The sequence below is a fragment of the Pelagibius litoralis genome (genome assembly GCF_011683915.1).
Taxonomy (GTDB): Bacteria; Pseudomonadota; Alphaproteobacteria; order Kiloniellales; family Kiloniellaceae; genus Pelagibius; species Pelagibius litoralis.
In genome coordinates, this window is the sequence record NZ_JAAQPH010000018.1 from 1 (window position 1) to 12,370 (window position 12,370).

A 12,370-nucleotide genomic window follows, 5' to 3' on the forward strand; every position below is an offset into this window, starting at 1 on the left:
AAAACGCTATTGTGGTGGCGCACGGTGTTGTTCCTTTCTCGTGTCCCAGGACGTCGCCAAACGCTTGGACACCAGTAGAATCAACACCGTGCGCTCAGTCCACCAAATCTAAACCGGACACCAGTGGGCTTGTCCCGAGCATCCATGGTGGCGGCAAAACCGAACCGATCCGACAAGGGCTCCAGCGAGCGGCCCGATGGACCCCCATGTAATCCATAAGGCGGAACAAGTCCGAGGGTGACGTTGATGGACAAGGGTGAGGGCAGCGAGTAAGCCGGTGCGGCCTTTAGGGCCAGAATGCCCCGAGACGGCGCCCCTGCAAATGCAGGGACGCATCTCGAAGGATTGCCGCGGGCTCTGCGTCTTCCCCGGCCGCGCGCTATTTCATTTCAGGTCCAGAACGACCGGCACGTGGTCGGAGGGCTTCTCCCAGGTCCGGGTCTCGCGGGCGATTGTCAGCTTTTTCATGCTCTTACGCAGGGCCTCGGTCACCAGGACGTGGTCCAGCCGCCAGCCGTAGTTCTTGGCGAAGGCTTGGGGAAAGCGATAACCCCACCAGGTGAAAAGCTGTTCCGGTTCCGGAATAAAGTGGCGCGGCGCATCGATCAGCCCACCGGCTGCCCAGAGCTTGGCCATGTGTTCGGCCTCCACCGGGGTGTGGCCGACGTTGCGCCGTAAGCGCTTGTGATTCCACACATCGTTCTCCAGCGGCGCGACGTTCAGATCGCCCACCAGCACCGCTTTGCGCTCCGCCAGCTTGTCCTTGCGGGCCCATTTCGCCATCTCGGTCAGAAACTGGAGCTTGTGGGCGAACTTGTCATTTCGTTCCGGGTCCGGAATATCGCCGCCGGCGGGCACGTAGAAGTTATGCAGCTCGACACCGCCGACATTGACCGCCACATGGCGGCAGTCGTCGCGTCCGCACCAGACCCGCCGGTCGGGTTTCGTGAAGCGCCGGCGCGAGATGATGGCCACCCCGTTGTAGCCTTTCTGGCCGTGCACCTGGGCGTGCGGATAACCGATTTCCGCCAGGGCTTCCGCCGGAAAACTCTCGGTCGTCATCTTGATCTCCTGCAGGCAGATGACGTCGGGTTCATGGTCCTTGGCAAAGCGCGCCAGGTGGTCGATCCGTTGGCGCAGGGAGTTGACGTTCCAGGTGGCGATCCTGAGGGGCATGGGCGCTCCAAAGTGGCAGACGGGGGTGTTGTTCCGGAAGCGGAACGGTGGAATTTCTATTGTTTCGAAGGCGAAACGAATAAAGTCGGCGCTCCGGCGAAGCTATCGCGCTCCGCCCCGTGGTTTCAAGTGCGGCGGCGCCGAAGTTGCGACTCTCCTGACAGGTGAACTGACGGAGCCGGATTTGGACGGCGGGCTGCATCGGCGTTTTTGAGAAGCCGGGCCCGGAAAAGAAGGAACGCCCGGTCGGGGGGGATCCGGGCGTTCCATTTCTCCGCGGAGAAGCGGAAGAAAGGCAGGGGAATGCATTCTTCCGCCTTGTGCCGGCGGCCTTTGCGGCACCGGCTGTTAATATTTAATTTAGGATCGATCGCCGGCTTTGCAATCTCACATCTGCGTGCGCCGCACGATTATTTGCCGGCGCGCCGCTACCGTCGACAGCATCGCACAAGAAGTATTTTAATATCAACCTGTTAGCGCCGGCCGTTTTGTCAGAAGACAGCGGTAAGAGTCGGCTTTTCCGGGTTTCTTCGCAGCGCTGCCCGGTTTTGCACGGCCGTCCCGAAATCGGCAAACAGGCGGGCGGAAAAGGGGTTTTCCCAGGCCTTGTATTCCGGATGCCATTGAACTCCCAGGGCAAAAGCATCAGCGCCGCTGACGCTCACCGCCTCCACCGTGCCGTCTTCGGCCCAGGCTTCCTCCGTCAGGCCGTCGGCGATCCGGTCGAGGGCCTGCCAATGCAGCGAGTTGACCATCAGGCTCTCGGCGCTCGCCATGGTGGCAAAGGGGCCGTCCGGGCGCAGCCGGACCGGATGCTTGGGGCCGTACTGAACGTCAAACTCCGGGTGCTGCGGGCGGCGGTGGTCCATGCGGCCGTCGATCTCATGCACGCGGGGATGAAGGGTGCCGCCCAGGGCCACGTTCAGTTCCTGAAATCCCCGGCAGATGGCCAGCAGCGGCACACCCTCCTCCAGGGCCAGGCGGATCAGCGCCAGGCTGGTGGCATCGCGTGCCCGGTCGAAAGGCTCTGCTTCCGGGGTTTCCGCTTGGTCATAGTGGTCCGGATGCACGTTCGACGGGCTGCCGGTCATCATCAGGCCGTCGAGGCGCCGCAGCAGGGCGCGCAGGTCCAGCAGGTCCTCGCCCAGCGAGGGGATCATCAGGGGCACGGCCCCGGCGCAGACCGCCAGGGCACGCACGTACTTGTCGCCCACGGCATGGAACGGCTGACCGTCTTTGTCGTGGATACAGGCCGGCACGCCGACCAGGGCGGCAGCCGTGAAGGAAGGGCCATTGCTCATGTCTTTCTAGGTACGCTCCGTCCCGGGCCCTGACAAGGGGCCTTGCCCGGGGACAGGGGGCCCCATCGCGGCGGCGTTACTTGCGGCGGCGCCCGGCGCCTGCCATATCAGCAGTCATGGTGGCAGAGCTTGAAACGCTTCTGGGTTGGAAGTCGCTGGCGGTGGGGCTTTGGGTTCTGGCGTTCTTCGTGGCTGAGCGCTTGCTGCCGGCGGCCCGGCCCCTGCCTGCCCCCGGGGATAACCGCAAACCGGCGGGCGGTTGGTGGCGCCTGGGGCGCAATCTGGGGCTCTGGCTGCTCAATGCCGCACTCTCGCCGTTGCTGATCCTGCCGCTGACCTTCTGGGCCGCGACCCATGCCCTTTCCTGGCGGCCCGACTGGTGGCAGGGCCTGCCGGGCCTCGCCCTGGATATCCTGCTGCTCGACCTGCTGATCTACTGGTGGCACCGGGCCAACCATGAGGTGCCGTTCCTCTGGCGGTTCCACGAGGTCCACCATCTCGACCGCTTCCTCGATACCACCTCGGCGTTGCGCTTTCATTTCGGCGAGGTGGTGCTCTCGGCCCTGGCCCGCGCCGCGGTCGTCCTGCTGCTCGGCTTTCCTTTTACCTCGGTGCTGGTCTTCGAGGTTCTGGTGCTGCTGGGCGCGATCTTCCATCACTCCAACCTGCGTCTGCCGGCGACCCTGGAACAGGTTCTGGCGCGCCTGATCATTACCCCTTCGATCCACTGGGTTCACCACCACGCCCTGCGCCGCGATACCGATTCCAACTACGGCACCCTGTTCAGCTTCTGGGACCGGCTTTTCGGATCGCGCAGCGCGCAGCCGCGCGACCTCGCCATGCCCATCGGCGTCGAGGGGCGGGCGGAGGAAGGTTTCGTTTCGCTGCTGGTCCATCCGCTGCGCGCCGCTCCGGCCGTCCTGCCGTCTGCGAAAAGCCGCAGCCCGGACTGACGGCCTGCCTCAAAGGGGGTACTCCCCGAATTCCGTGAACCACCTGTCTGCTCCCCGCGACTGATCCCCTGAACGGCGCTGCTTCGCCGTTTTCATTGCTTTTCTTTTACTCAATAACTCTTGGGGAGTTAGACATGAAGACCCTTACCTTTGCCCTCCTGGCCGCTCTGGCCTTCGGTTCCATCCACAGCGCAACCGCCGCCGACCGTGCCAAGCCGGGCCAGCCGACGCCGCCGGGCCTGACCTATCAGAAAAAAGCCGCGAAGCCGGACTTCGTGATCCTGCATGCCGGTTCTGTCGGCGGCACCAGCAACGAGCTGATGGTGCAGATCAAGAATGCCGGCACGGTCAACAGCCCCGGCGCCCTGCTTCAGGCCAACAACATGGCGCCCGGCAACAGCGGTGCCGCGACCACGCCCTTCATTCACATCAAGGCCGGACAGTTCATCTGGGTGAAGGTCGTTCTGAACAAGCCGGCGCGAAAAGGCGACCGCATCATCCTGTTTGCCGACCACAACAACGCGGTCGCCGAGACCAAGGAAAACAACAACAAGTACGCCTTCAACTTCTAAGGCTGCTTCCGGCGCGGGCCTTGCCGACAGGCGGCCCGGCGTTCATCAGGAAAAACAGAACGGCATCCCTGGGGATGCCGTTCTTTTGTCTGCGCCGAAAAAGACTGCAGGTCTAGCGGTCGCGGTTGCGCTTGTTGTGGACTTCCAGGTCGCCGTACTTGAAGAGATCGCCGTCGATCGCCTCGCCGTAGACGGGATTGACCAGGGACACCTGGGTTTTGATGCCCTGCGGGTCGGTCAGTTCCCACTTGCGCAGGGTCAGCGGCCGGTCGGTGAAGACCAGGGTGATGGTGCCGCCGTCGGGCGTGTCCGGGTCGCGCAGCGATACCCGCAGGGTGCCCAGGGCCTCCTCGATCCCGACGATCTCGACATTCTCGTCGAAGCGCACCTCTTCGCGGATCAGGAACCACAGCGGCGTTTCCCAAAGCGGCAGGAAGGTCGCCTCTTTCAACTGCTTGTCGTAGTACAGCAGGGTCAGGCCGTTGGCGATCAGCAGCACCGGGGTCGGCGCGTCATAGTCGAAGCGCATCTGGCCCGGCCGGTCGACGAAGACGTCGCCCTCGGCATAGCCGCCGTTGCTGGACACCTGCACGAAGCGCGCCTGCAGGGTGCTGATGTCGTTCAAAAAGCGCTCGATCCGCGACAGGGCCGAAACCTGGTCCGGCGAGAGGGCGCCCAAGGCTTCCTGGCTTTGCGCGGCAACGCCGGTTGCGGCGGTGAAGCCGCCGGCGGCCGCGATCCCGGCGGCCAGCCCCAGCCTCAGCAGTTTGCGGCGCGGTAGAATTAAGCGACTGGTCATACGTCGCCGCCGCCCGGCGGGATCACTTCGCGTTTGCCGACGTGGTTTGCTGCTGAAATCAAGCCTTCGTTCTCCATCCGCTCGATGATCCGCGCGGCGCGGTTGTAACCGATCTGCAGGTGGCGCTGGACGAAGGAGGTCGAGGCCTTGCGATTCTGCAGCACCACCGCCACGGCGCGGTCGTAAAGGTCGTCGCCGCTGCTTTCGCCCATGCCCACCGCACCGCCGCCGTCCATATCGCTTTCGGCGTCTTCGGTGATGGACTCGATGTAGGAAGGCTCCCCCTGTCGTTTCAAGAAGGCGACGACGTCTTCGACCTCCTGGTCGGTCACCAGGGGGCCGTGCACGCGGGTAATGCGCCCGCCCTGGGCCATATAGAGCATGTCGCCCTGGCCCAGCAGCTGCTCGGCGCCCTGTTCGCCCAGGATCGTGCGGCTGTCGATCTTGGAGGTGACGTGAAAGGAAATCCGGGTCGGGAAGTTCGCCTTGATGGTGCCGGTGATGACATCCACCGAAGGACGCTGGGTGGCGACGATCAGGTGGATGCCGGCGGCCCGCGCCATCTGTGCCAGACGCTGGATCGCCGCCTCCACGTCCTTGCCGGCGACCAGCATCAGGTCGGCCAGTTCGTCGACGATGATCACGATCAGCGGCAGGGGCTCCAGATCGAAGGGCTGCTCCTCGAAGATCGGCTGGCCGGTCTCCGGGTCGAATCCGGTCTGCACCTTGCGGGTCAGCACCTCGCCCTTGCGCTGTGCCTCCTGGACGCGGTCGTTGTAGCCCTCGACGTTGCGCACGCCCATGCGCGACATGGCGCGGTAGCGCTCCTCCATCTCGCGCACCGCCCATTTCATGGCGACCACGGCCTTCTTCGGTTCGGTCACCACCGGCGCCAGAAGATGGGGGATGCCGTCATAGACGGAAAGCTCCAGCATCTTCGGGTCGACCATGATGAATTTGCAGCGGTCCGGGCCCAGGCGGTAGAGCAGCGAGAGGATCATGGCGTTGATCGCCACCGACTTGCCCGACCCGGTGGTGCCGGCGACCAGCACGTGGGGCATCCGGGCCAGGTCCACCAGGCTCGGCAGGCCGCCGATATCCTTGCCCAGGACCAGGGGCAGCTTACCGCCGTTCTTCTCGTAGTCCTCGGCGGCCAGCAGTTCGCGCAGATAGACCGTGTCGCGCTTGGCGTTGGGCAGCTCGATGCCGATGACCGAGTCGCCCGGCACCACGGCGACGCGCACCGAAACGGCGCTCATCGATCTGGCGATATCGTCGGCCAGGCCCACCACCCGGCTGGTCTTGGTGCCCGGCGCCGGCTCCAGGTCGTAGCGGGTGACGACCGGGCCCGGCCGCACCTTCACGATTTCGCCGCGCACGCCGAAGTCTTCCAGCACGGTTTCCAGGATGCGGGCGTTTTTTTCCAGGGAATCGCGGTTGAGGCCCTGGCTCTTGCCGGCGCCCTTGGGCAGGTCCAGCAGGGTCAGCGGCGGGGTCTCGTAGGCGCCGGTGGCCCCCAGGTCCAGCCGGCCCTGGGCGGCGGTCCGGGCGCGCTTGCCGGGCTTGGCGTTGCGCGGTTTGGTGGCGACCAGGGCGGCGGCCTCCGCCGGTTCGTCGTCCTCTTCGATGGCAAAGGCGGCGGCCGGCTCCCCATCGTAGCCTGGGCCATACCCCGGGTCGTCCCCGTCCAGCTTCGGTTCGATGCGCTGGCGGCGTGCCGCGCGCCGCGCCGCCCTGGCTTCGCCCGGCTCCTCCTGGCTCTGGCGTTGCACGGCCATGCGAATGCCGCGCCGCGCGCCGCCGAAGACCCAGGCAAGGCCGCCGCGCAGCATCTGCCACTCCGGCCGGGTCAGGCCCAGCGAGAACAACAGCCCGGCAAAGCCGGCCAGAAAGGCCACGAAGGCCAGAATCCAGAACGGAACGCCCAGAAACAGGCCAAGCTCGGTCAGCGCCAGATCGCCGACGAAACCGCCCAGCTTGTTGTCCAGCGGCCAGGAATCCGGCTTCGGGATGGACTCCAGCGCCATGGCCAGCAGGATCAGGCCGGTCGGGAAGGCCGCCAGGCGCCACCACCAGCGGCTCGGCAGTTGCCGTTCGCGCAGCAGGCGCCAGCCCCAGGCAAAGAGCACCAGGGGCGCCAGCAGGGCGGCGACGCCGAGCGACTGCATCATGATGTCGGCGGTGTGGGAGCCGAACAGGCCCAGCGGATTGCTGACCGGCGTATTGTCGATACCGCCGACCGCATCGTTCCACGACGGGTCTTGCGGGTTGTAGGTCAGGCAGGCCACGAAAACCGCGAAAGCAAAGAACGCCAGCAGGGCGCCGGCCAGTTCGATCGCGCGTTTCCTGAAGAACGCGCCGGTGCCGCTGGGCAGCAGCGGCGGGCGCCCTTCGCGGGTGCCGGCGTTGCTCGTTCGCATAGCCATGGGTCTAATCCCCCGTTGCTGCGGCCATCACCGAAGCGGGCGGTGGCGTTTCGCTGTCGCTTGCCAGGACCTGGACGATCCGCCTCAGGCCTTCCTCGGTCGTGGCCGCATCGTAAACCAGGGCGACGCGGATGTAGCGCTGCCCCGGATTATGGCCGTTCGCGTCGGCCTCACTCATATAGGCCCCCGGCACCACCCTGACACCGGCTTCGCGCCACAGCTTCAAGGCGGCGGCTTCACCGTCGCCCACGTCGAGCCAGAGGAAGAAACCGCCGTCGGGTTTGCGAAAGCCGAAGCGGTTGCCCAGCAGGTGTTCGGCCAGGGCGAAGTTTTCCCGGTAGTAGGCGCGGTTGGCCTCGACATGGCTCTCTTCGCGCCACAGGCGGGTGCCGGCGGCCAGCACCGGGTGCGGCACGCCGGCCCCGCCGACGCGCAGCGCCATGTCGATGCCGTCGATCAGTTTTGCCGGCCCGGCGACGAAGCCGCAGCGCAGGCCGGGGGCGGAGGACCGCTTGGAAAGCGAGTGGAACACCAGCACCCGGTCCAGCGCGTCCTCGCCGCTGCCGCTCAGCGCTGCCGCTTGCAACGCGCCGGCCGGTGGTTGGTCGTCGTAGATCTCGGCATAGCACTCGTCGAAGGCGACGATGAAGTCGTGGCGCCGCGCCAGCGCAATCAGATTGCCGAGTTGTTCCAGGTCGGCGGCGGCGCCGTGCGGATTGGCGGGGGAGCAGAGGAAGCAGAAGATCGCCCGGTCCAGGATATCGCGGTCGAGGGCCGCATAGTCGGGCAGAAAGCCGTTCTCCGCCGTGCAGGGCACGAGGACCGGCTCAGCGCCCACCGCGACCGCCGCCCCGGCATAGACATGATAAAAGGGATTGGGCATCAGGACCACCGGCGGCTCGGCCCCCTGGTGATCCTGCGCCGCCGCCAGCAGGGAGAAGAACAGGCCTTCGCGGCTGCCCGGCAGCGGCAGGACGGAGCGCGCCGGCGACAGCAGACCCTCGGGCAGGGCGTAGCGCCGGTTCAGCCAGTCGGTGCAGGCCTCGCGGTAGCCATCGGTGCCGCGCGGCAGGGGATAGCGCGACCAGCTTGCGGCCTGGGCGGCGATCTCCTCGGCGACGAAACCCGGCGGCTGGTTCTTCGGCTCGCCGATCGACAGCAGGATCGGATCGCCGGCGCCGCCCGGCCGGTTGCGGTCGAGCAGACGGCTCAGCCTCGCGAAAGGATGAAAAGCTTGCAGGGAACGGCGGTCGGCCAAGGTGCTTTGAATCCTCAGGGTTCGGATGTCACGGACTGCTGCCGCGCCCGGGTCATGCTCCGGTCCGGGCGGCCTACCCGGGGGCGGTACAAAACGCAAACGATTCTAACGGCCTGGCCCCCAGGTCACAAGTACTGCGGCGTCACAGGACCCGCTTACCGGGCCCTACAGCGCCAAAGCGGGTTTCAATAGCAGAAAGCCTGCCTTGCAATTTGGGCAAAAAAAGGGCCCGGAAGCGATGCTTCCGGGCCAGTTTGGCAGAGGATAATTGCACTTGCCTGGTACGACGGCCCCTGGGGACCCTTTATCGATCAGACGCAATCATCGGAAAAACGTGCTTGTTGCCTCACTCAGGCTCTTCCGGGGCCCTTACAGAGATTGCGAGCCATGGCCGAACTCGGGATAGGCCTCCATTCCCAGTTCCGCCTTGTCGAGCCCCATTTCCTCGGCTTCCTCGTCGACCCTGAGGCCGGTGGAGAACTTCAGGGCCATCCAGACGATGGCGCTGGTGACCACCATGAAGGCCCCGATGGCAACGATGCCGACGACCTGCACGACAAGGTCGGCGCCGCCGAAGATGCCGACGGCCAGGGTGCCCCAGATACCGGCCACCAGGTGGGCGGAAACCGCGCCGACCACGTCGTCGATCTTCAGCTTGTCGAGCAGCGGGATGGCGAAGACCACCAGGCCGCCGCCGATCGCGCCGATGACGATCGACATGAAGTGGTTCTGCAGGTCCGGGCCGGCGGTGATCGCCACCAGACCGGCGATGGCGCCGTTCAGGGCCATGGTCAGGTCGATCTTCTTGTAGACGATCTGGGTCAGGAAGATCGCCGCCACCACGCCGCCTGCCGCGGCCAGGTTGGTGTTCACGTAAACGATCGCCATGGCCGAGGCGTCCGCCGCCGAGCCGAGCGCGAGCTGCGAGCCGCCGTTGAAGCCGAACCAGCCGAGCCAGAGGATGAAGGTGCCCAGCGTCGCCAGCGGCAGGTTGGCGCCGGGCATCGGGTGGACCGAGCCGTCGGCCCCGTACTTGCCCTTGCGCGGGCCCAGGATGATGGCGCCGACCAGGGCCGCCCAGCCGCCCACGGAGTGAACGATGGTGGAGCCGGCGAAGTCGGAGAAGCCCATCTGGGTGAGCCAGCCCTGGCCCCAGGTCCAGGAACCCTGGATCGGATAGAGCACGCCGGTCAGGATCACCACGAAGATCATGAAGGGCCAGAACTTGATGCGCTCGGCCAGGGTGCCGGAGACGATAGAGGCCGCGGTGGCGACGAAGACCATTTGGAAGAACCAGTCGGACATCACCGAATAGCCGTTGCCGGTGACGGCGGCGATCAGCTCCGGCGTTGCCTCTTCCGCCGCCAGCAGGGCGATTTCCGCATCGCTGGTGTTGTAGAGGAAGCTGAGCGAGCCGAAGTATTTGACCACGTCGACGTACATCAGGTTATAGCCGACGACGTAGTACATGATGCCGGCGACGGAATAGAGCGCGATGTTCTTCAGACAGATCGCCGCGGTGTTCTTGGTGCGCACCAGGCCCGATTCCAGCATCGCGAAGCCGGCGGCCATCCACATGACCAGGAAGCCGCTCACCAGGAACGCAAAGGTGTTGAAGACGAAGGCGGTCTCCTCGGAGACCGCCGCGCGCGCCGGCGTCGTCGCCAGCAGCAGAACGGCACCGGCAAGGCCCGTCAGGCCGGCCGTCCGCTTCATGGTTTTTCCCGTAACTCTCATGTGTTCAGATCCCCTTCCTAGAGCGCCTCGGCATTGGTTTCGCCGGTGCGGATGCGCACGGCGTGACCGATGTCCAAAACAAAGATTTTTCCGTCGCCGATGCGCGCCGTATTGGCGGAGCTTTGAATCGTCTCGACAACCTGGCCGACCAGGTCGTCGGAAACCGCGACTTCGATTTTCACCTTGGGAAGAAAGTTCACCGAGTACTCCGCCCCGCGGTAGATCTCGGTCTGCCCCTTCTGCCGGCCGTAGCCTTTGACCTCGCTGACCGTCAGGCCTTCGATGCCAATCCCTGTGAGCGCTTCGCGCACATCATCCAGCTTGAACGGCTTGATGATGGCCATCACCATTTTCATGATCAGGCTTTCCCCTCTCCTCATCAGCAGCACCACAAAAACAAGAGCCCCAAGGGTGCACGAAGGGGCTGACCGCCGGTCCTCCGGCCGGGCTCTTGCGTTACCCGGTGTCAGGCGATCTCTGACGGGGGAGAGTCAAGAACCGTGCCAAATGATGCTGCATCGCAAAAAAAGCCGGAATCCCGTCGCTGCGGGCAAGGGCGTGGCGACAGCATGGGCGCTCCACTCCGGCGTAGTATTGCCGCTTTTTTGCGCAATCGATATCGGGAGATTAAATTTTAGGCAGTATACAGATAATGTATAGCCTGGCCGGGCCCCCGGATCTCCGGTGATCCCGGCGGCAAGCGGGCCCTGCGACAAGCGGCGTCTGGACAAAGCCGCGACGCCGCGCGATAGCTGGTTCAGGCTGATGCGAGGGACCCGATGGCGGATCGAATTGAAACCGAAGTACTGATTGCCGGCGGCGGCATGGTCGGGCTGAGCCTGGCGGTGGCCCTTGCCGATGCCGGACTGTCGGTCATGGTGGTCGACCGCCTGGACCCCTCGGCGATGCGCGAAGAGGCCTTCGACGGGCGGTCCTCGGCAATCGCCCGCGGTTCCCGGCAGGCGCTCACGGTGCTCGGCCTCTGGGACGGCATGGCGGATGCGGCTTCGCCCATCCTGGATATCCGGATCTCCGACGGCTTGCCGGGCGCGGCGCGGCGCGGCGGCGCCTCGCCGCTGTATCTGCATTTCAGCCACAGTGATGTGCCGGATAATGTGCCGGGGGATGGGGGGCCGCTTGGCCATATCGTCGAAAACACGGCGATCCGCCGGGCCTGTCTGGCGCGCGCCGCGGCCCTGCCCGGCCTCGATCTGCGGGCGCCGGGCGAACTGGTTTCGGTGACGCGCGGCGCCGCCGGCGTGGCGGCGCGGCTGGATGACGGAACGGCGGTTACCGCGCGGCTGCTGGTCGCCGCCGACGGGCGCGCCTCGGCCCAGCGCCAGGCCGCCGGCATCGCGGTGACCGAGGTGGGATACGGCCAGACCGGCATCGTCGCCACGGTGGCGCACGAGTTTCCCCACCACGGCGTCGCCCATGAACACTTCCTGCCGTCCGGGCCCTTTGCGCTGCTGCCGATGACCGACGCGCAAGACGGTGAGGGTCGCCCGGTCCATAGATCCTCCCTGGTCTGGACCGAGCGGTCCGCGCTGGTGCCGGCCATGCTGGCGCTGGACGATGACGGCTTTGCCGGCGAACTGCAGCGCCGTTTCGGCGACTCCCTGGGCCGGCTCAGCCTCTGGTCCCACAGGCGCTGGTCCTATCCGCTGTCGCTGCTCCATGCCGAGCGTTACATCGACCGGCGGTTCGCCCTGGTGGGCGATGCGGCCCATGGCATTCACCCGATCGCCGGCCAGGGCCTGAACCTCGGCCTGCGCGATGTGGCGGCGCTGGCGGAGGCCGTCGTCGATGCCCGCCGCCTCGGCCTCGACATCGGTTCGGCGACCGTCCTGCAGCGCTACCAGCGCTGGCGCCGCTTCGACAACATGGCGCTGATCGCCGCGACGGATTCCCTGAACCGGCTGTTCTCCACCGACCTGCCGCCGGTGCGATTGCTGCGCGACCTGGGTCTTGCGGCGGTCAATCGCATGCCGCCGCTGAAGCGCTTTTTCATGCGCCACGCCATGGGCCTGGTCGGCGACCTGCCGCGTCTGGTGAAGGGCGAAACGCTTTAGCGGTTTCGAAAGGCCGTCGCACCCGCCGATGTCGCCCCAGGGCGCGAAACCACGCTACGCCTTCGGACGAGATGTG

General features: G+C 65.9%; 10 protein-coding genes. 3 read left to right on the forward strand and 7 right to left on the reverse strand.

Annotated elements, in window-relative coordinates; genetic code table 11:
* Positions 1 to 384: 384 nt before the first annotated feature.
* Together xth and HBA54_RS20595 are read right to left on the reverse strand one after the other, a co-directional pair.
* Complete coding sequence (gene xth, locus HBA54_RS20590; RefSeq protein WP_167228185.1) at positions 385 to 1,176, reverse strand: exodeoxyribonuclease III; 792 nt, start codon at positions 1,174 to 1,176, stop codon at positions 385 to 387.
* Between the two features lie 491 nt (positions 1,177 to 1,667).
* Positions 1,668 to 2,477, reverse strand: a complete 810-nt coding sequence (locus HBA54_RS20595; protein WP_167228187.1) for a gamma-glutamyl-gamma-aminobutyrate hydrolase family protein — start codon at positions 2,475 to 2,477, stop codon at positions 1,668 to 1,670.
* 116 nt (positions 2,478 to 2,593) lie between these two features.
* Here HBA54_RS20595 and HBA54_RS20600 point away from each other — a divergent pair, with 116 nt between their 5' ends.
* The gene (locus tag HBA54_RS20600; RefSeq protein ID WP_167228189.1) at positions 2,594 to 3,430 is read left to right on the forward strand and encodes a sterol desaturase family protein; all 837 of its coding nucleotides are present in this window, start codon (positions 2,594 to 2,596) and stop codon (positions 3,428 to 3,430) included.
* Between the two features lie 134 nt (positions 3,431 to 3,564).
* Entirely contained in the window at positions 3,565 to 4,002 is a 438-nt protein-coding gene (locus HBA54_RS20605) for a CARDB domain-containing protein (RefSeq protein ID WP_167228191.1), read from the forward strand.
* A 112-nt stretch (positions 4,003 to 4,114) separates the two neighbouring features.
* Here the strand turns inward: HBA54_RS20605 and HBA54_RS20610 are convergent, their stop codons facing one another.
* From HBA54_RS20610 to HBA54_RS20630, 5 genes are all read right to left on the reverse strand, one after another.
* The gene (locus HBA54_RS20610; protein ID WP_167228193.1) at positions 4,115 to 4,801 is read right to left on the reverse strand and encodes a LolA family protein; all 687 of its coding nucleotides are present in this window, start codon (positions 4,799 to 4,801) and stop codon (positions 4,115 to 4,117) included.
* Complete coding sequence (locus tag HBA54_RS20615; RefSeq protein ID WP_205944808.1) at positions 4,798 to 7,221, reverse strand: DNA translocase FtsK; 2,424 nt, start codon at positions 7,219 to 7,221, stop codon at positions 4,798 to 4,800. Before HBA54_RS20615 ends, HBA54_RS20610 begins: the two co-directional genes overlap by 4 nt.
* Positions 7,222 to 7,231: 10 nt before the next feature.
* Entirely contained in the window at positions 7,232 to 8,485 is a 1,254-nt protein-coding gene (locus tag HBA54_RS20620; RefSeq protein ID WP_167228197.1) for an aminotransferase class I/II-fold pyridoxal phosphate-dependent enzyme, read from the reverse strand.
* A gap of 369 nt (positions 8,486 to 8,854) precedes the next feature.
* Positions 8,855 to 10,201, reverse strand: coding sequence for an ammonium transporter (amt, locus tag HBA54_RS20625; protein WP_167228199.1), 1,347 nt, complete (start codon positions 10,199 to 10,201; stop codon positions 8,855 to 8,857).
* A gap of 38 nt (positions 10,202 to 10,239) precedes the next feature.
* Positions 10,240 to 10,578: a P-II family nitrogen regulator gene (locus HBA54_RS20630; RefSeq protein ID WP_167228201.1), complete on the reverse strand. Its 339-nt coding sequence runs from the start codon at positions 10,576 to 10,578 to the stop codon at positions 10,240 to 10,242.
* A 423-nt stretch (positions 10,579 to 11,001) separates the two neighbouring features.
* Here HBA54_RS20630 and HBA54_RS20635 point away from each other — a divergent pair, with 423 nt between their 5' ends.
* Positions 11,002 to 12,294 carry a UbiH/UbiF/VisC/COQ6 family ubiquinone biosynthesis hydroxylase gene (locus HBA54_RS20635; RefSeq protein WP_167228203.1) on the forward strand — a complete coding sequence of 431 codons (1,293 nt, stop codon included), beginning with the start codon at positions 11,002 to 11,004 and terminating at the stop codon, positions 12,292 to 12,294.
* Positions 12,295 to 12,370 lie beyond the last annotated feature (76 nt).